At 63.7% G+C, this 17,791-nt stretch carries 18 protein-coding genes; 11 read left to right on the top strand and 7 right to left on the bottom strand.

The window, feature by feature from the left end; translation table 11 throughout:
* Nucleotides 1–5: 5 nt before the first annotated feature.
* From PSV05_RS11300 to ccsA, 3 genes are all read right to left on the bottom strand, one after another.
* Nucleotides 6–1,457, bottom strand: coding sequence for an efflux transporter outer membrane subunit (locus PSV05_RS11300; protein ID WP_300065150.1), 1,452 nt, complete (start codon nucleotides 1,455–1,457; stop codon nucleotides 6–8).
* A gap of 3 nt (nucleotides 1,458–1,460) precedes the next feature.
* Nucleotides 1,461–1,922, bottom strand: a complete 462-nt coding sequence (locus tag PSV05_RS11295; protein ID WP_300065148.1) for a MarR family transcriptional regulator — start codon at nucleotides 1,920–1,922, stop codon at nucleotides 1,461–1,463.
* An 81-nt stretch (nucleotides 1,923–2,003) separates the two neighbouring features.
* Nucleotides 2,004–2,798: a cytochrome c biogenesis protein CcsA gene (gene ccsA / locus PSV05_RS11290; RefSeq protein ID WP_300065146.1), complete on the bottom strand. Its 795-nt coding sequence runs from the start codon at nucleotides 2,796–2,798 to the stop codon at nucleotides 2,004–2,006.
* A 96-nt stretch (nucleotides 2,799–2,894) separates the two neighbouring features.
* Between ccsA and ffh the strand changes: the two genes are divergently transcribed.
* From ffh to PSV05_RS11250, 8 genes are all read left to right on the top strand, one after another.
* Complete coding sequence (gene ffh, locus PSV05_RS11285) at nucleotides 2,895–4,265, top strand: signal recognition particle protein (RefSeq protein WP_300065144.1); 1,371 nt, start codon at nucleotides 2,895–2,897, stop codon at nucleotides 4,263–4,265.
* A gap of 105 nt (nucleotides 4,266–4,370) precedes the next feature.
* Nucleotides 4,371–4,838, top strand: coding sequence for a carboxymuconolactone decarboxylase family protein (locus PSV05_RS11280; RefSeq protein WP_300065142.1), 468 nt, complete (start codon nucleotides 4,371–4,373; stop codon nucleotides 4,836–4,838).
* 24 nt (nucleotides 4,839–4,862) lie between these two features.
* Entirely contained in the window at nucleotides 4,863–6,233 is a 1,371-nt protein-coding gene (locus PSV05_RS11275; protein ID WP_300065140.1) for a GGDEF domain-containing protein, read from the top strand.
* Between the two features lie 163 nt (nucleotides 6,234–6,396).
* Nucleotides 6,397–6,645, top strand: coding sequence for a 30S ribosomal protein S16 (rpsP, locus tag PSV05_RS11270; RefSeq protein ID WP_300065490.1), 249 nt, complete (start codon nucleotides 6,397–6,399; stop codon nucleotides 6,643–6,645).
* A 37-nt stretch (nucleotides 6,646–6,682) separates the two neighbouring features.
* Entirely contained in the window at nucleotides 6,683–7,204 is a 522-nt protein-coding gene (rimM, locus tag PSV05_RS11265; RefSeq protein ID WP_300065138.1) for a ribosome maturation factor RimM, read from the top strand.
* 73 nt (nucleotides 7,205–7,277) lie between these two features.
* Nucleotides 7,278–8,048 (top strand): tRNA (guanosine(37)-N1)-methyltransferase TrmD, encoded by a 771-nt coding sequence (trmD, locus tag PSV05_RS11260; protein WP_300065136.1) that lies wholly within the window; start codon nucleotides 7,278–7,280, stop codon nucleotides 8,046–8,048.
* 179 nt (nucleotides 8,049–8,227) lie between these two features.
* Entirely contained in the window at nucleotides 8,228–8,662 is a 435-nt protein-coding gene (rplS, locus tag PSV05_RS11255) for a 50S ribosomal protein L19 (protein WP_300065134.1), read from the top strand.
* A 125-nt stretch (nucleotides 8,663–8,787) separates the two neighbouring features.
* Nucleotides 8,788–9,192, top strand: a complete 405-nt coding sequence (locus PSV05_RS11250) for an RNA-binding S4 domain-containing protein (protein WP_300065132.1) — start codon at nucleotides 8,788–8,790, stop codon at nucleotides 9,190–9,192.
* Between the two features lie 18 nt (nucleotides 9,193–9,210).
* Here PSV05_RS11250 and PSV05_RS11245 read toward each other — a convergent pair whose 3' ends face one another.
* The 4 genes from PSV05_RS11245 to PSV05_RS11230 form a co-directional block, all read right to left on the bottom strand.
* Nucleotides 9,211–10,689 carry a catalase gene (locus PSV05_RS11245; protein WP_300065130.1) on the bottom strand — a complete coding sequence of 493 codons (1,479 nt, stop codon included), beginning with the start codon at nucleotides 10,687–10,689 and terminating at the stop codon, nucleotides 9,211–9,213.
* 138 nt (nucleotides 10,690–10,827) lie between these two features.
* Entirely contained in the window at nucleotides 10,828–11,529 is a 702-nt protein-coding gene (locus tag PSV05_RS11240; RefSeq protein ID WP_300065129.1) for an MOSC domain-containing protein, read from the bottom strand.
* Complete coding sequence (gene mutS / locus PSV05_RS11235) at nucleotides 11,526–14,078, bottom strand: DNA mismatch repair protein MutS (protein WP_300065127.1); 2,553 nt, start codon at nucleotides 14,076–14,078, stop codon at nucleotides 11,526–11,528. Before mutS ends, PSV05_RS11240 begins: the two co-directional genes overlap by 4 nt.
* A gap of 149 nt (nucleotides 14,079–14,227) precedes the next feature.
* Nucleotides 14,228–14,716: a DUF2127 domain-containing protein gene (locus PSV05_RS11230; RefSeq protein ID WP_300065125.1), complete on the bottom strand. Its 489-nt coding sequence runs from the start codon at nucleotides 14,714–14,716 to the stop codon at nucleotides 14,228–14,230.
* A 95-nt stretch (nucleotides 14,717–14,811) separates the two neighbouring features.
* Between PSV05_RS11230 and PSV05_RS11225 the strand changes: the two genes are divergently transcribed.
* Genes PSV05_RS11225 through PSV05_RS11215 form a run of 3 tightly spaced genes read left to right on the top strand, consistent with a single transcriptional unit; the run spans nucleotide 14,812 to nucleotide 17,647 of the window.
* Entirely contained in the window at nucleotides 14,812–15,531 is a 720-nt protein-coding gene (locus tag PSV05_RS11225) for an ABC transporter ATP-binding protein (protein ID WP_300065123.1), read from the top strand.
* Nucleotides 15,528–16,448 (top strand): efflux RND transporter periplasmic adaptor subunit, encoded by a 921-nt coding sequence (locus PSV05_RS11220; protein ID WP_300065121.1) that lies wholly within the window; start codon nucleotides 15,528–15,530, stop codon nucleotides 16,446–16,448. Before PSV05_RS11225 ends, PSV05_RS11220 begins: the two co-directional genes overlap by 4 nt.
* 8 nt (nucleotides 16,449–16,456) lie before the next feature.
* Entirely contained in the window at nucleotides 16,457–17,647 is a 1,191-nt protein-coding gene (locus PSV05_RS11215) for an ABC transporter permease (protein WP_300065119.1), read from the top strand.
* The last annotated feature ends 144 nt before the right edge of the window (nucleotides 17,648–17,791 follow it).

Below are 17,791 nucleotides of genomic sequence, written 5' to 3'. Positions count from 1 at the left end.
CGGAGTCACTTCGTTGCAGTGGTATTCGGAGCGTCGACGGAAAGACCGCCGCCGAGCGCCTGGTCGAGATCAATGGCAGCTGTGCGGCGCTTGGCGTTCAGTGCCGCCAGTTGCTGATCCAGTTGCAGCAGCGGGCGTTGTGCGGCGAGCACATCGAGTTGCGTCGCCAGCCCGGCGCGGTAACGCTGCTGGACCAGCGCATGCGCCTTGCCGGCGGTGTCGCGCGCCTGTTGTGTGGTCACGATTTGCGCACCCAGTGCACGGGCCGCTTGTATCGCGTCAGTGACCTCATGGATCGCACCCAGCAGCGTCTGGTTGTAGCTGGCCACGGCGAGGTCGTAATCGGCATTGGTGGCCATCAATTGATTGCGCAGGCGACCGCCTTCGAAGATCGGCAAGGTCAGGCCAGGGCCGCCATTGACCAGCAGCGCATTGCTGCCGAACAGGTCGCCCAGGTTGCCGGCCGCGAGGCCGACCATCATGCTGAGATTGATCGTGGGATAGAACGCAGCTTTACTGGCGTCGATGCCATGCGCTGCTGCTTCCACCCGCCAGCGCGCGGCCACGATGTCGGCGCGGCGTGCCAGCAGATCGCTGGACAGTAGCGAAGGCAGGCTGATGTCGGGCGTTGCCAGTTTCGGGCGGTCGATCTGCAACCCGCGATCGGGGCCAGCGCCTGCAAGTGCGGCGAGGGCATTGCGCAGCGCATCGATCTGCTGCTGGGCGGCCTGCGCCTGCTGTTTCGCGGATGCCGATGTGCTGCGGTTCTGGTTGAGCGCGATGGTGTTGTCCAGGCCGGCCTTGATCCGTTGCTGGTTGAGCGCGATCAGCGCCTCGGCGCGCGTGGTTTCGGCATTGGCGGCATCCAGCGTATCGAACGCCTGCGCCAGTGCGACATAGGTGCGAGCGATGTTGGCCGCCAGCGTGAGCCGCGCGGCCTGCGCATCGACCTCGCTGGCGCGCGCATTGCCAATCGCGGCCTGCCATTTCGACTTGTCAACGCCCCACAGGTCGGGGTTGTACTTCAGGCTCAGGGTGAGCAGGTTGGCAACGCTGAACTTGCCGCCGATATCCCGACCGGCAAGCGTTTCCGGAATCTGCAAGGCGAGCACCTGCGCGCCTGCACCAAGGATTGGTTTTCGCATTGCATCGGCCAGCCCTGACTGGGCCAGCGCTTTGCGGGTGCGCGCGTCTGCAGCGTCGATCGCGGGGGATGCTGCCAGCGCTTCGCCAATCAGTGCATCCAGTTGCGGATCACCAAGCGTGGTCCACCAACGGTCATCTGGCCATGCGGCACCACCGACATTGACCTTGCCGAGCGCGGCGCTGGCGGACAGTGAGTCGGAGTCGCGCAACTGTGACTGCGTGGTGAGTGCCTCGGTGCTGGCGCATGACGACAACACGAAGGCGCAGGCCGCGATCAAGGCAAGGCGGCGGGGAATGGAGTATCGAAACATGGCTCAGTCCGTGGACGAAGTGAGGTTGTCGCGCACGCGTTCCAGCAGCGCGGTCAGGGTGTTGCGTTCGTGGTCGCTGAGGCCGGCCAGCGCGGTATCGCGCACGCGCATCCCGCACTGGTCGATGTCGCGCCAGATGCTGCGGCCGGCATCGGTAAGGTGGATATGCAGGGCACGGCGGTCGCTGGGATCGGCTTCGCGGGCGACCATGCCCTTGGTTTCGAGCTTGTCGAGCAATCGAGTCATCGCACCCGGATTCAATTCGGCGGCGCGGGCGAGGTCGCTGGCGCCGGCAGTGCCTTCGGCCAGCTTCTTCAGGGTGATGTACTGGCTGAAGGTCAGGTCATGGCCGCTGCGGGCCAGTTCGTCGGCCATCCGCGCCCACATGGCATCGCGGACCTGGCGGAACAGCAGGCCGAGGGTCGAACCGGTGCAGGGGGCAAGGGAGGGGACAGACGTTTGCATGGGGCGTATTTTGCTAGCCCATGCAATAGTTGTCAATGCAATTATTGCAACTGTAAACGTATTCGGCCGTGCATCAGGCGATCAGCCGACCCGATGGAGAATCAGCTCCAGCACGAACTTGCTGCCGAAGAATGCCAGGATCAGCAACGCCATCGCCGCCAGTGTCCAGCGCACGGCAGTAATACCGCGCCAGCCGAACCGCCAGCGGCCCAGCAGCAATGCCCCGAAGGCCAGCCACGACAATACGCTGAGCACGGTCTTGTGCACCAGGTGCTGGGCCAGCAGGTTGTCGACGAACAGCACGCCGGTAAGCAGGGTGCCGCCGAGCAGGACGAAGCCGACCGCAATCGTGCGGAACAGCAGCATCTCGAGTTCCGTCAGCGGCGGCAGTGCGCGCAGCCAACGGTGGAACTCGCGGCGGCGCAACGCGCGTTCTTGAAGCCACAGGAAGACCGCCAGCAATGCCGCAACAGCAAGTGTCGCGTAGGCCAGCAGGGCCAGCCAGGCATGCAGCAGCAGGCGCCAGTCCAGTGGTTCGGGTTGGGTGGCATGGCCGTAGAGCGCATAAACCAGAAGCGCCAACGCCGCCAGCGGGAATACCACTACGCCCAATGCGCGCATGCGCCCCGAAGCGCCGACGATCGCGGTCTGCGTGCTCATGCCCAGCCCGACCAGCGATAGCGCGGCGAAGAAGTGCAGGTCGGTCACGCCGCTCGCGCGCCACGCCAGGTAATGGGTCAATCCGTGCAGGAGCAGCGCCAGGTTGGCCGGGCCCAGCCAGCCGCGCGTGCTGGCCGTGCCATCGCGCTGGACGGCAATCATCAGCCAGCCGGTAGCCAGCAGGTATGACGCGACGGCGATGAGAACGATTGTCATCGAATCAGTGTCGCACAAAGGTCAAAGGCAAGCTGGGCAGGGGGCGCACGCTATACTTCGTGATCCGCAACGCACGCATCGCAGGCTGTCCGCATCATGTTCGAATCCCTGACTCAACGACTGTCCGGCACCGTCGAACGCCTGCGTGGCCGCGGCCGCCTGACCGACTCAAACATCAGCGAGGCCGTGCGCGAGGTGCGCATCGCCCTGCTGGAAGCGGACGTGGCGTTGCCAGTGGTGCAGGCGCTGATCCAGCGTATCAAGGTGCGCGCAGTCGGCCAGGAAGTCATGCGCTCGCTTACGCCCGGCCAGGTGTTGGTGCGGATCGTGCGTGACGAGCTGACAGCGGTAATGGGTTCGCAGGCGTCGGAGTTGAACCTCAACGTGCCGGCGCCAGCGGTGATCCTGATGGCGGGCCTGCAGGGTGCGGGCAAGACCACGACAGTCGCCAAGCTGGCCAAGCACCTCAAGGACAAGCGCAAGAAGAAAGTCATGGTGGTCAGCGCCGACGTCTACCGTCCGGCCGCGATCGAGCAGTTGCAAACCCTGGCCGGCCAGGTCGATGCGATGTTCTTCCCGTCAGATGTGTCGCAAAAGCCAGTAGCCATCGTCAAGGCCGCGATCAATGCCGCGCGCAAGTCGTTCGTCGATGTGCTGATCGTCGATACCGCCGGCCGCACCAGCATTGACGAGGCCATGATGGCCGAGATCAAGGCGCTGCATGCCGCAGTCAATCCGGTCGAGACCCTGTTCGTGGTCGATTCAATGACCGGCCAGGATGCGGCGGTCACCGCAAAGCACTTCGGCGAAGCGTTGCCGCTGACCGGCGTGGTGCTGACCAAGACTGACGGCGATGCGCGTGGTGGTGCTGCGCTGAGCGTGCGCTATATCACCGGCAAGCCGATCAAGTTCATTGGCACCGGCGAGAAGACCGACGGCCTGGACGTGTTCCATCCCGAGCGCATCGCCAGTCGCATCCTCGACATGGGTGACGTGTTGTCGCTGGTCGAGCAGGTCGAGCAGGGCGTCGACCAGGACAAGGCCAGGAAGCTCGCGGAGAAAGTCGCCAAGGGCAAGAAGTTCGACCTCAACGACATGCGCGACCAGCTTGAGCAGATGCAGAACATGGGCGGCCTGTCCGGGTTGATGGACAAGCTGCCCGGCGTCGGCGCGTTGCCCGATCACGTCAAGCAGCAGGTCACCGGCAAGGAAGTGCCGCGGATGATCGCGATCATCAACTCGATGACCAAGAAGGAACGTCGCAACCCGGAACTGCTCAAGGGCTCCCGGCGCGCACGCGTGGCGCGCGGCAGCGGCCTGACCCCGGCCGACGTCAACAAGATGCTCAAGCAGTACCAGCAGATGGAAAAGATGATGGGCAAGCTGGGTCGTGGCGGCATGAAGGGGATGATGCGCGGGCTGAGCGGGATGATGGGAGGCCGCGGCGGCATGCCGCCGATGCGCTGATCGTTGCGCTGCAGCGCCGTTTCCGCGGTGTTACCGCTGCAGTAGACCATGAGGGCGTGGACCCGTCGGCCCCCGTATTCTTGGATACATGACCGGAGGCATCCGATGCATCAGCGCCTGGATTACCAACGGGCCTCGCCCGAAGCCTTCAAGGCCATGCTCCACACCGAGCAGCAGATCCATGCGAGTGGTCTCGAAGAATCACTGCTGGAATTGGTCAAGTCCCTTGCCTCGCAGATCAACGGCTGCGCCTGGTGCCTGGACATGCACACAAAGGATGCACGCGCGCATGGCGAGGCCGAGCAGCGCCTGTACCTGCTTCCGGTCTGGCGCGATGCGCCGTGTTACAGCGATCGTGAGCGCGCCGCGCTGGCGTGGACCGAAGCCGTCACCCGGATCGCCACGCATGAGGTTTCCGATGCGGTGTACACCGAGGTGTGTGTGCATTTCGATGAGAAATCGCTGGTCGATCTGACCCTGGCGATCATTGCGATCAACGGCTGGAACCGGATGAACGTGGCCTTCCGCACGGAGGTTGGCAATTACGTCAGTCCTCACACGGCAAAGCGCTGAAGCACCACGACCCGGGGGGCGCATATGGCAAGCATTGGCGAGGGGATCCGTTTCAACACGTCAGTGGTGAAAGGGTTCGTCACGTTTTCGCAGGTCGTTGGCTGGGCTCTTGTGCTGGTATCGCTGGCAATACTGGCCACCTGGATTAGCGGCGTGGGTCCGTTGCTAGGACTCGTGCAGGCGCACGCAGGTACACATGCGGGCGCAGCTTTTGCCTTCATGCTTGCCGGCTGCGCACTGCTGCTCGGCCAGCGCGCGCCGCGTGCCAGCGTCGCCCTGTCGCTGCTGCTGATGGTGCTCGGCGGTACCGGTTTGTTGGAATTTGCCATTGGCCAAGATGTCGTGATCTGGGGCTGGCTCGACGCGCTGCTGCCGGATTGGCTGGGCAGGCCCATAGGCCGCATGACGGATATTGCTGCAGTGTCCTTCACCTTGCTGGGTGGGGTGGGTGCAGCAGTGGTGATCGGGCGGGCGGTTTGGTTACGCGAGGCCTGCGCACTTGCGGTCATCGTGATCGCCATGGCCACCAGCGCTTCCTACGGTCTGGTGCTGGCAGGCGATAGTACAATCCTGTTGCGCCAGCTGCCGATCATGACCGCAGCCCAGTTTCTGCTGCTTTCGTTGGCATGGATGGCATCCGTCCCGACCACCGGCCTGACCCGCATTGCTGTTGCCGATAGCCTGGGTGGTGCATTTGCGCGTCGCTTGATCCTTCCCGCGCTGCTGCTGCCGTTGCTGTTGACCTTCCTGTTCAAGGCGGTGGAATCGCAGTTGGGGATGTCGGAATCGATGGCGCTTGCGCTGGCCTCGGTTGCGACCGGTGGTGTGGTGACGGTAATGATCATGTGGGTGGCGTTCCTGTTGGACCGCAGCGAGCGTCAGCGGCGCACCGTGCATGTCCTGCGCGAAGATGCCAGAACCGACGCGCTGACCGGGCTCGCCAACCGGCGAAAGTTCGACACGACCTTGGCGCATGCCCTGCAGGACAAGGGCGAGGGTGCATTGGTGCTGCTGATGCTCGACATCGACCATTTCAAGAAATTCAACGACAGTTTCGGCCATCAGGCGGGCGATGAGGTCCTGCGCGAAACCGGCAGGTTGCTGAGCGAGGTGGTGCGCACTCAGGACCTGGCGGCACGCTACGGTGGCGAGGAGTTCGTGATCGTGCTGCCGCACAGCGACGTGTTGACTGCCGAACATGTGGGTCAACGCATCCTTGCTGCATTTCACAGCCACGAGTGGCTGCATCGGGCAGTAACGGTCAGCATTGGCGCTGCCGTTGCCGAGCCGGATGACGGCCCGGAAGACCTGGTGCGCCGCGCCGACGAAGCGCTCTACCACAGCAAGCAGGAAGGCCGCGATCGCCTCACGTTTGCAATGGAGCAGGCCGGGTAAGCACATCCATCGGCATGACGACCGTGCGCAGGGTGTGTTGCCTCTGGATTAAACGGCACTGATGCAAGCAGCGGCCGAGTCATTGGCCCAGGGTGCTGAATCTCGTTATACTTATCTGCTTACCCGGCCATTCCGGCCGCTGGGCAACACCGAGAAAACTGCAATGGTCAAGATTCGCCTTACCCGTGGCGGCGCCAAGAAGCGCCCCTTCTACCACATCATCGTCACCGACAGCCGCAGCGCCCGTGATGGCCGCAACATCGAGCGCGTGGGTTTTTACAACCCCGTCGCCACCGGTGGCGAGAAGCGCGTCGAGCTCAACGTCGAGCGCGTCAAGCACTGGCTGGACAATGGTGCGCAGCTGACCGACAAGGTTGCTGACCTGTACAAGCAGGCCGCCAAGGCCGCCTGATGACGCTGCCGCCCGATCTGGGCGGCGCGCTCTGCCAATGAACGCACCGGACACCAGCCAGCGGATGATCACCGTAGGCCGGTTGCACGGTGCATTTGGCGTGCGTGGCGAACAGAAGCTGGAAAGCTTCACCGACCCGGCTCACGCCATTTCCCGTTACCAGCCCTGGATGTTGCGTGATGCTCATGGCAACACGCGTTCGTGTGAAGGCGTGCAGGTGCGCGTTGGCGGCAAGGGCTTGATCGCGACGATGCCCGGTATTGATGATCGCGATGCCGCCGATGCCTTGCACGGCACCGACGTGCTGGTGCCGCGTTCGGCATTGCCAGCGCCGGCGCCCGGCGAGTACTACTGGGTCGACCTCGAAGGCCTGCGCGTGGTGAATGTGGAGGGCATCGTGTTCGGCACCGTTTCGCACCTGTTTTCGACCGGCGCCAACGACGTGCTGGTGGTGCAGGGCGAGCGCGACAGGATGATCCCGTTCCTGACCCCGGACTATGTGAAGTCGGTGGATTTCGATGCCGGCCTGGTCACGGTCGACTGGGACGCCGATTTTTAACTCCCTCTTCCTCTCCCGCTGCGGCGCCCGTAGGGTGTGCAGGGCTGAGAGGGTTGGGGTGAGGGTGGCAAACATGCGTTTCGACATCATCAGCCTGTTCCCCGAATTCGTTGCGCAAGTCGCCGCGCATGGCGTGGTCGGGCGTGCCGGTGAGCGTGGCCTGCTGTCGATCCACGGCTGGAACCCGCGTGACCATGCCGAAGGCAGTTATCGGCGTGTGGACGATCGTCCATTCGGCGGTGGTCCCGGCATGGTGATGCTGGTCGATCCGCTTCGCGCGGCGATCCAGGCGGCGCGCGATGCCGATCCCGCGCTGGCCAAAGTCATATACCTCAGTCCACAAGGCACGCGCCTGACCCAGGCCAAGGTCCGTGAGCTTGCTGCGCTGCCGCGTCTGGTTCTGTTGTGCGGTCGCTACGAGGGCGTGGACGAGCGCCTGATCCAGGCTGAGGTTGACGAGGAACTGTCGATCGGCGATTACGTGCTTTCCGGTGGAGAACTGGCCGCGGCGGTGCTGATCGATGCCGTCGCACGGCTGCAGGACGGCGCCCTGAACGATGCCGAGTCCGCGCTGCAGGACAGTTTCGAAGGTGATGGAATGCTGGATTGCCCGCATTACACGCGCCCGGTCGAGCATGAACTGGGCGCCGTGCCCGAAGTGCTGCTGTCGGGTAACCATGCGCACATCGCTCGCTGGCGCCGAATGCAGTCGCTTGGCCGCACCTGGCTGCGGCGCCCGGACCTGCTGGACGAGGCGGGCCTGTCGAAGGCGGATCGCGCGTTGCTGGGTGAGTTCCGCGAGCATTTCGTGGATGCGCTGGAAGACTCCAGCGAAGATGCCTAAGCCTATCGCCGCATGTAGGTGCCTACCCATGTAGGGAAAATTGTCGTTATAATGTGCGGCTTGGCTTCACCTATGCTCCACGAAGCGTGCTCCACCAATGCCATGACGCGGGTCCACGTGCACTCGCGCATACAACTACTCCAACAGGCGCGTGCGACTGCACGCAAGAAAGGTGCTCCATGAACAAGCCATCGATCCACACCCTGGTCCAGGAATTCGAATCCGCGCAGGTTACGCGTGAGATGCCGGTCTTCGGCCCGGGCGACACCGTCATCGTCAACGTCAAGGTCAAGGAAGGCACACGCGAGCGCGTACAGGCCTATGAAGGCGTGGTGATCGGCAAGAAGAATGCCGGCCTCAACTCCGCGTTCACCGTGCGCAAGATCTCGCATGGCTTCGGCGTCGAGCGCGTGTTCCAGACCCACAGCGCCACGATCGACTCGGTCACGGTCAAGCGCCGCGGCGACGTCCGTGCCGCCAAGCTCTATTACCTGCGGGGCCTGGAAGGCAAGAAGGCGCGCATCAAGGAAGACCTGGCCGGCAACGCGAAGGCCAAGGCTGCCGCGATTGCAGCTGCAGCCGCCGAAGCAGCCGCCGCACCCGCTGCCGAGTAAGGTCAACGCGGGCGCCGCGCACAGCGGCCACTCGTGCAGCCACCGCATCGGCCACCCTAACGGTCACCTTAGGGTGGCCGTTTTAGTTTCGTCGTGGCCGTTTGCGTTTCTGGCAGGATCCATCCATGCAACCTGACACTTCAGTACCGAGCGTACGTCTGGATCTGTGGCTGTGGGCGGCACGCTTCTTCAAGACGCGTGCGCTGGCCAAGCACGCCATCGAAACTGGCAAGGTTGATGTCGGTGGCCAGCGCGCGAAGCCATCGCGCGGCGTTCGCGTTGGCGATGCGTTGCTTATTGTGCGTGGCGAAGCACGCTTCGAAGCCGAAGTGATTGCGCTCAGCGATATGCGTGGATCGGCCAGCATCGCGCAAGGCCTGTATCGCGAATCCGATGCATCGCGGCTCGCGCGCGAGCAGGCGCGTGCCTTGCGTGCAGCGGAGCGCGCCGGCTTTCGCGCGCCGGAGACCAAGCCGGACAAGCGTGCCCGGCGTTTGATTCGCGCGCTTGGCGACCTCGACTCACTCTGACGCGAAGCACTTCGCGGGCTATTGCTGCATGGCCGTGGCAAGTGCCTGCAACGCTGCGGCAACACCTGCGCCGTAGGCAGGATCAGCCTTGCTGCAATTGTCGATGTGGCGCTGCTTGATGAAGTCCGGCGCATCGCCCATCGCGCGTGCAGTGTTGTCGAACAGCACTTGTTGCTGCGCCGGCGTCATCAACCGGAACAGGTCTCCGGGCTGCTTGTAGTAGTCGGCATCGTCTTCGCGGAAATCCCAGTGGTCTGCATTGCCGCTGATCTTCAGCGGCGGCTCGCGGTACTGCGGCTGTTCCTGCCACTGGTGGAAACTGTTGGGTTCGTAGTGCGGCAGGCTGCCGTAGTTACCGTCCACGCGGCCGATACCGTCGCGGTGGTTGCTGTGCACCGGGCAACGCGCGGCATTGACGGGTATCTGCTGGTAATTGGTACCCAGCCGGTAACGCTGCGCATCGGCATAGTTGAACAGGCGCGCCTGCAGCATCCGGTCGGGGGACACGCCAATGCCAGGCACCAGGTTGCCGGGTGCGAACGCGCTTTGCTCGACGTCGGCGAAAAAGTTCGCAGGATTGCGGTTGAGCTCGAATTCGCCCACCTCGATCAGCGGGTAGTCCTTGTGCGGCCACACCTTGGTCAGGTCGAACGGATGGTAGGGCGACGTCTCCGCGGCGGCCTCGGGCATGACCTGCACGTACATCGTCCACTTCGGGAAGTCGCCGCGCTCGATGGCATCGAACAGATCGCGCTGATTACTCTCGCGGTCGTGGCCCACGATGGCCGCGGCCTCGGCATCAGTGAGGTTCCTGATGCCCTGTTTGGTGCGGAAATGGAACTTCACCCAGAAACGCTCGTCGTTTGCATTCCAGAAACTATAGGTGTGCGAACTGAAACCATGCATGTGGCGGTAACTGGCGGGGATGCCGCGATCACTCATGACGATGGTGACCTGGTGCAGCGCCTCGGGCAGCAGTGTCCACCAGTCCCAGTTGTTGGTGGCTGAGCGTAGGTTGGTGCGTGGATCGCGCTTGACGACCTTGTTGAGGTCGGGGAACTTGAGCGGATCGCGGATGAAGAACACCGGGGTATTGTTGCCCACCATGTCCCAGTTGCCTTCCTCGGTGTAGAACTTCAGCGCAAAACCACGAATGTCGCGCTCGGCATCGGCCGCGCCACGCTCGCCGGCCACGGTGGTGAAGCGGGCGAACATCTCGGTTTGCTTGCCAACCGAGTCGAAAATTTTCGCGCGTGTGTATTTCGAAATATCATGGGTCACGGTGAAGGTCCCAAACGCGCCGGAACCCTTGGCATGCATGCGCCGCTCGGGGATCACTTCGCGCACGAAGTTTGCGAGCTTCTCGTTAAGCCAGACGTCTTGCGACAACAGCGGACCGCGCGGGCCAGCAGTGAGACTGTTCTGGTTGTCGGGCACCGGAGCGCCGAAGTCGGTGGTCAGATGGGTCGGCTTGGACGTATCGGACGACTTGCTCATTGCGGGGGCTCCGGGTGGGGTTAAGGACCCTACTCTAGGAGCTTTGATCGGGGCAGGGAAATCGATTGATGGGATCGCAGCGATTGCATTTCGCTATTGACGCAAAAGACCGTTTGCGTGCTCCCACAGCGGCAGCTTTCAAGCCACTGGCGGCCCATCGACACGCCGGCTCCAGTCCTCCACCATGCATTGTTGCAGGCGGCGTTCGACCAGCTTGCGCCACGACGGCACCAGCGGCAGCTGCAACGCAGGTTCCAGTGCCGCAGGGTCAAGCACGCGTTCGAACAGCATTGTATTGAGACGGCGTAGCGACCAGTCCGGATACGGGCGGGCATGCAACTCAAGCATATCTCCGACCGTGGTGACGCCCGCCTGCAGCACGCGGTAATACCAGCCAGTGCGGCCTGTGCTTTGAACCCGGCGCGCCATGTCTGGCACATCGAAGCGGTCGTTGAGCTTCCAGCACGGCTGGCGGCCCTGGCTGACTTCCAGCAGTGCACCTCCCAGTGTGAACTGGTCGCCGATGCACACATCGTTCTCATCCAGCCCACGCGTGCTGATGTTCTCGCCGAATGCACCGGGTGCCTGCAGCAGCGGCAGCGATCCAAGGTCTTCCTGCCATCGCGCGTAATGCTCGAACGCGTAGTGGTGTACCGCCTTGTCCGGCCCGCCGTGGACGCGTGGATCGCCCTGTTCATCGCCACTCAAGCCAAGCTCGCCGATGTGCACACTGCCGCTGCGTACATGTTTGTCGATGCCGCTGAAACTACCAGCGCGTGTATAGGGTTTGGCGTAGCCGGTCAGCAGTGCATCCACGCGTACGCTGAGAGAAGCCGTCATCCCAGCGCCTTTAGTCGATACAGCGCTTCCAGCGCCTGCTTGGGCGTCAACTCATCCGGATCGAGTGCGGCGAGCGCATCCAGCGCGGCGGAGCTGGGCGTAAACAGGCCGATCTGTTGCGGCGCATCCATCGCCTGCGCGGTCATCGGCGTCGATGGTGCATCACGGTTGTGGCGTTCCAGTTCGGCCAGACGTGCGTGTGCTTGGCGCACCACCGCCTGTGGCAGTCCTGCCAATGCAGCGACCTGCAGGCCGAAGCTGCGATCCGCTGGCCCGTCCTTGACCGCATGCATGAACACCAGGGTTTCGTTGCCCGCGCCATCGCGATGCTCGACTGCATCCAGATGCACGTTGGCGATTCCGCTACCGGGTTCCGCGAGTGTGGTGAGTTCGAAATAATGTGTGGCGAACAAAGTGTGGCTGCGATTTACGGATGCGAGGTGGCGCGCGCACGCGTCGGCCAATGCAAGCCCGTCATACGTCGAAGTGCCGCGCCCGATTTCGTCCATCAGCACCAGCGACTGCTCGGTGGCGTGATGCAGGATATAACTGGTCTCGCTCATCTCGACCATGAAGGTCGATTGCCCGCGGGCAAGGTCATCGCCGGCGCCGATGCGGGTCAGGATGCGGTCAATCGGGCCGATCACCGCGCGCATGGCGGGCACGAAACTGCCGATATGCGCCAGCAGCACGATCAAGGCGTTCTGGCGCATGTAGGTGCTCTTGCCGCCCATGTTCGGGCCGGTCACCACGTACATCCGCGTGCGTGCATCGAACAACAGGTCGTTCGGTTCGAACGGTGCATCGCGAAGCGCTTCGACGACAGGATGACGTCCGCGTTCGATGTGGATGCCGGGTTCGTCTACAAGTTTTGGCGCATTCCAGTCCAGTGTCTGCGCGCGTTCGCCGAAGCCGGCTAGTACGTCGAGTTCGCTCAGCGCCGATGCGCAGCGACGCAGCGGTTCCAGTGATTCGTTGAGTGCATCCAGCAGGCCTTCGTACAGCAGTTTCTCGCGCGAAAGTGCGCGTTCGCGCGCGGACAGTACTTTGTCCTCAAATCCTTTCAGTTCCTCGGTGATATAACGCTCGGCGCCGGTCAGGGTTTGCCTGCGCGTGTAATGCACGGGTGCCTTGCCACTCTGGCCCTTGCTGATTTCCAGGAAATAGCCGTGCACGCGGTTGTAGCCGACCTTGAGCGTGGGGATGCCGGTGGCGACGCGTTCGCGTGCTTCCAGGTCGATCAGGAACTGGTCGGCATTGCTGGACAGGTTGCGGAGTTCGTCCAACTCGGCGTCGTAACCTTCGGCGAAGATGCCGCCGTCGCGGGCCATGACCGGTGGCTGTTCAACCACTGCGGTGCGCAGCAGGTGCGCGTCGGCAGCGTGCTCGCCGAGTTCGTCGGCCAGCGCCTGCAGACGTGGGGAATCCAGTGGCGCCAAAATTTTGCGCAGGGCAGGGAGCATGGCCAGCCCATCGCGCAGCGTAGACAGGTCGCGCGGGCGCGCGCTGCGCAATGCGATCCGAGACAGGATGCGTTCCAGGTCGCCGAGTGCGCGGAATTCGCTACGCAACGTATCGCCGGCGCGCGCATCGATCAGTGTCGTCACCGCATGGTGACGTTCGCCGAGTACGCGGCGGTCGCGCAACGGCCGGTGCAACCAGCGGCGCAACAGGCGTCCGCCCATCGGGGTGATGGTGGAGTCGAGCACGCCCAGCAGCGTCGCCTTGAGGTCGCCATCAACGCGGGTGTCAAGTTCAAGATGGCGGCGAGTGGCCGCGTTCATCGCAATCGCTTCGTCGGACTGTTCCAGCGAAATCGCGCGCAGGTGTGGCAGTCGTTGCTTCTGGGTTTCCTCGATGTAGCCCAGTAGCGCGGCAGCTGCCGCAATCGCCCCGGGCTTGTCGTCGATGCCGAATGCGGTCAGGTCATGCACTGCGAAAAACTGCAGCAACTGGCGGCGACCACTATCGGCATCGAACAGCCACGGCGCACGTCGGCGCAGGCCGCGCGCTTCCAGCACTGCTGGCGGCCAGCCGTCCTCATCGGCAATCAACACTTCCGCCGGTTGCAGGCGCGCGAGTTCAGCGTCCAGTGCATCCTCGCCATCGACTTCATTGGCGCGCAGGCGGCCGCTGGCGAGGTCGGCCCATGCGAGGCCGTAACCTTGCTTGTTGCGACTGATTGCCAGCAGCAGGGTGTCGCGGCGTTCGTCCAGCAATGCTTCATCGGTCACCGTGCCGGGAGTGACGATTCGCACCACCTTGCGTTCGACTAGTCCCTTGCTGGTGGCCGGATCGCCAATCTGTTCGCAAATGGCGACTGACTCGCCCAGCGCCACGAGCCGTGCCAGATAGCCTTCGGCGGCATGGTGAGGCACCCCTGCCATCGGGATCGGCTGGCCGGCGGATGAGCCGCGCTGGGTCAGGGTGATGTCGAGCAGCCTGGCGGCCTTGCGCGCATCGTCATGGAACAGTTCGTAGAAGTCGCCCATCCGGAAAAACAGCAACACATCCGGGTGTTCCGCCTTGGCGGCGAAGAACTGGCGCATGAGTGGCGTATGCAGCTCCCCGCCTGAATCGGAAGCTTGGCCGGGATTCGGGCTTGATTTCGTGACGTGTGGCAAGCGTATCGCTCGGCTTGGTGAAAGCGGCCCAGTCTAGGGCAAGCTGTCAGCGGAAGCTGCCTGGTTACCAATGTTCAGACGGGAAAGCCGTGCGTCTTGCGGACCCGGTATTCATGGTGGATCAGGGCGATCACCACCGCGTCCAGCCCGGTCAGCAGCAGTAGCCAAATCGAATGGGTGAAGCTGTATCGGTACAGCTGGTAGGCGATGAAAGCGCCCAGCACCCCCATAGACACCGGATAGGACCACATCTTGCGACGCAGCAGGCCGGCCACCAGCACGATCTTGATCAGCCCATGGACGATGAGATAAACACTCGCGAACGACTGCGTACCGGGATTCCAGCCCAAGGTGCTGGCTTGCAGCAGGTTGGCAAGCCAGTCATGCGGATCCTCCGACAGTTCCGGCGTGGTCCACCGCAACACGAAAGAGGTGAGCGTTGCCCGGCTGGCGGCCAACAGCAAGCCGCCGGCCGCCACCTGGCCCAGTCCGACCAACCCCTTGATCCAGATGCTGATGAGGAAAACATCATGTAACGCCTTTTCTTCGCGCGCTGTGGTCATTCATAGGCTCCGGCCAAGGCACCGATTACACCAGAGCCGGTGTTAACTGGCGTGGAAGCTACAATTGCCTACGCTCGCGCAACAAGGACGAAGAAGTGGACCTGCAAGCCGATTTGGAAGTCGCGGTGCGCTGCCGCGGGCTTACCAAGTCCTACGGCGAGGAGGGCGCGCGCACGCGGGCACTGCGTGGCGTCGATCTGGATATACGTCGCGGCGAGCTGCTGCTGCTGGTCGGACCATCGGGCTGCGGCAAGACCACGCTGGTGTCGATCATCACCGCGATCCTGGACCAGGACGATGGCCAGTGCGAAGTGCTGGGCCAGGACCTGCTGCACATGCACGCCGACGCGCGCACGCGGTTTCGCGGTCGCAACATCGGCTTCGTGTTCCAGGCGTTCAACCTGTTGCCGTCGCTCAGCGCCGTGGACAACGTCAGCATTCCGCTGCTGCTCGCCGGTACCCCGAGGGAGCAGGCCCGGGCCCGCGCGAGGGACTTGCTGGGATCGGTTGGGCTGGCTGAACGCGCCAATGCCCTGCCGCCGAAGCTCAGTGGCGGCCAGCAACAGCGCGTCGCCATCGCCCGCGCATTGGTGCACGATCCGGCTTTGATTGTCTGCGACGAGCCAACCAGCAGCCTGGATCAGGAGACCGGTCACGCGATGATGACGCTGCTGCGCGACAAGGTACGTAATCCGCAACGGGCCTTGATCGTGGTGACCCATGACAACCGCATTTTTGAATTTGCCGACCGCATCGCGCGGATGGAAGACGGTGTGATTGTCGATATAGCCGACGGCCAGGGACGGGCGCCATGAAGCGGGCTTACATCCTCATTGGGCTGGCCCTGCTCGGGTTGCTGATCGGAGCGTGGGTCGTGGTCGACAGCAATCGCAGCCCGACCCCGGTGCCACCGGCGGTCGCTGCGGTGCGGGCACCGTTCGCCGCGTACGTGGCCGGATCCGGGATCACCGAGATCGGGCGGGGCAACATCGCCGTGGCCACCACTGTGCCAGGCGTGGTGCAGGCGTTGTACGTCAAGGTCGGCGATCGCGTGGCGCGCGGCGATCCCTTGTTCAGCATCGACGACCGCGATCTGCAGGCGCGCCTCGGTGTCGAGCAGGCTCGAGTGGCCGAGGCGAGCGCGGCCTTGGAAAAGCCGCAGCACAAATTGCGCCGATTCAGTGCGCTGCAGCAGCGCGCTGCCGGGGTGATCAGCGCCCAGATGATGAGCGAGCTGCGCGATGACGTGGACGCGGCGCGCACGGCGCTCGACGCGGCGAGGGCAGTGGTCGAGCAGTCCCGCGTGGCCATCGAACGCCTGACGGTGCGGGCGCCCGCCAACGGCGAGATCCTCCAGGTCAACATTCGAGCCGGCGAATACGCTGCAGCCGATGCGCGGGCTACGCCACCAATGCTGATGGGTGACAGCGCGCGGATGTACTTGCGGGTGGACATCGACGAAAGCGACGCCTGGCGGGTACGGCCCGAGGCCCTCGCAATGGCTTACGTGCGCGGTAACCCGACGTTGACGACGCCGCTGCATTTCGAATACATCGAGCCTTATGTGACGCCCAGGACATCGTTGACCGGGCAGGCCACCGAGCGTGTTGACGTGCGCGTGCTGCAGGTCGTTTACAGCTTCGCGCGCACGGCATTGCCGGTGTACGTCGGCCAGCAGATGGATGTCTTCATCCAGGCGTTGCCGCAGCAGCAACCTGCGCCGGAAAGGTAGGCGCGCTGATGCTCCGGATCGGGCTGCAGATGCTGTTCGCCGACCGGGCCAAGTTCATTGGCCTGCTGTTCGGGATTGTCTTCACCTCGTTCCTGGTGACCTTTGCCGCCTCGTTTTTCAGTGGCTTCCTGACCCACGGATTTTCACTGATCACCGAGAATGCACAGGCCGATGTCTGGGTCATGGATCCTGCAGTGGCGTCGGTCGAACAGACCATCAACCTGCCTGGCTCGGCGTTGCTTCGGGTGCGCAGCGTCGACGGCGTGGCGCTTGCCGCACCACTGCTGCTAGGCAGCACCCAGGCGCGTTTCGCCAATGGGCGTTTCCAGTCGTTCCAGGTGATCGGCGTGGACGATGCGACCCTGCAGGGCGCGCCGCTGGTCGCAGGCCGGCCGCCGTTCGCGCTGCACGAAGCCAACACCGTCGTGGTCGATGCTGGCGGCACGTCCGGCAAACTGGGAACGCCGCTCTCCGCCGTTGACCAGTGGCCGCATGATGGCGTGCACCTGGACGTGCCGACGCGCGAAATCGGCAGTGGTGACGAGCTGCTGGCAAACGACCACATGCTCCGCGTGGTGGGTCATTCGCAGACGCTGCCGAGGTTCCCGGTACGTCCGCTGCTGTACACCACGATCTCGACTGCCGAGCGGATACTGCCGCCAGAGCGCACGCAGGTGACTTTTGTGATGGCACACGCGGCTGCAGGCGTGTCGTCAGGAGCGCTGGCAGAACGGATCCGTCAACGTACCGGGCTACGCGCGCGTTCGGCGGCGGATTTCAAGTCCGATACGGTGCGTTGGTTCCTCATCAATTCCGAAGACGTTGGCGATGTCACCACGATGCTGGTGCTGGCGATGACGGTAGGCTTCGGCGTGACCGGGGTGATGTTGTACATGTTCACCTACGAACACCAGCGGCAGTACGCCGTGCTCAAGGCGATGGGGGCATCGTCGCGAACGTTGTTGTCGATGGTGCTGGTTCAGGCGCTTGCCTGTGCGCTGCTGGGCGCCGGCCTGGGAATCGGCCTGTGCGGCCTGGTCGGCGAAGCGGTGATGCCGTCGGGGTTCCCGTTCCGGATGATGTGGTTCACACCCTTCATCGGCGTGCTAGGGGTGGCGTTGGTCAGCGTAGCCGCCGCGGCGATCAGCGCCTGGCCGATCCTGAAATTGCAGCCGGCCGTGGTGTTTGCCGGTCGTTGAAGCACAAGCCAGACCACATCGCCTTCACGGGACTCAAGCAAGCCCAGTTTGCAGGCCAGCGAGCTGATGTCGGTCCCCTGAAGCTCCCGCCTTGTGCGGGCTTGGCTCACTTATGTAGTCGAGCCGCCAACTGAAATCTGTCCG

Source organism: Thermomonas sp. (assembly GCF_029945965.1).
Lineage (GTDB): Bacteria > Pseudomonadota > Gammaproteobacteria > Xanthomonadales > Xanthomonadaceae > Thermomonas.
This window is presented reverse-complemented; position numbering and strand designations above follow the sequence as displayed.

Bases quoted from the DNA above. Each gene is read 5' to 3' on its own strand.
- PSV05_RS11215 (WP_300065119.1), top strand. From the start codon at position 16,457: ATGCTCCGGATCGGGCTGCAGATGCTGTTCGCCGACCGGGCCAAGTTC.
- PSV05_RS11280 (WP_300065142.1), top strand. From the start codon at position 4,371: ATGCATCAGCGCCTGGATTACCAACGGGCCTCGCCCGAAGCCTTCAAG.
- PSV05_RS11250 (WP_300065132.1), top strand. From the start codon at position 8,788: ATGCAACCTGACACTTCAGTACCGAGCGTACGTCTGGATCTGTGGCTG.
- rimM (WP_300065138.1), top strand. From the start codon at position 6,683: ATGAACGCACCGGACACCAGCCAGCGGATGATCACCGTAGGCCGGTTG.
- trmD (WP_300065136.1), top strand. From the start codon at position 7,278: ATGCGTTTCGACATCATCAGCCTGTTCCCCGAATTCGTTGCGCAAGTC.
- mutS (WP_300065127.1), bottom strand. From the start codon at position 14,078: ATGCGCCAGTTCTTCGCCGCCAAGGCGGAACACCCGGATGTGTTGCTG.
- PSV05_RS11275 (WP_300065140.1), top strand. From the start codon at position 4,863: ATGGCAAGCATTGGCGAGGGGATCCGTTTCAACACGTCAGTGGTGAAA.
- ccsA (WP_300065146.1), bottom strand. From the start codon at position 2,798: ATGACAATCGTTCTCATCGCCGTCGCGTCATACCTGCTGGCTACCGGC.
- rpsP (WP_300065490.1), top strand. From the start codon at position 6,397: ATGGTCAAGATTCGCCTTACCCGTGGCGGCGCCAAGAAGCGCCCCTTC.
- PSV05_RS11240 (WP_300065129.1), bottom strand. From the start codon at position 11,529: ATGACGGCTTCTCTCAGCGTACGCGTGGATGCACTGCTGACCGGCTAC.
- rplS (WP_300065134.1), top strand. From the start codon at position 8,228: ATGAACAAGCCATCGATCCACACCCTGGTCCAGGAATTCGAATCCGCG.
- PSV05_RS11230 (WP_300065125.1), bottom strand. From the start codon at position 14,716: ATGACCACAGCGCGCGAAGAAAAGGCGTTACATGATGTTTTCCTCATC.
- PSV05_RS11300 (WP_300065150.1), bottom strand. From the start codon at position 1,457: ATGTTTCGATACTCCATTCCCCGCCGCCTTGCCTTGATCGCGGCCTGC.
- PSV05_RS11220 (WP_300065121.1), top strand. From the start codon at position 15,528: ATGAAGCGGGCTTACATCCTCATTGGGCTGGCCCTGCTCGGGTTGCTG.
- PSV05_RS11245 (WP_300065130.1), bottom strand. From the start codon at position 10,689: ATGAGCAAGTCGTCCGATACGTCCAAGCCGACCCATCTGACCACCGAC.
- ffh (WP_300065144.1), top strand. From the start codon at position 2,895: ATGTTCGAATCCCTGACTCAACGACTGTCCGGCACCGTCGAACGCCTG.
- PSV05_RS11295 (WP_300065148.1), bottom strand. From the start codon at position 1,922: ATGCAAACGTCTGTCCCCTCCCTTGCCCCCTGCACCGGTTCGACCCTC.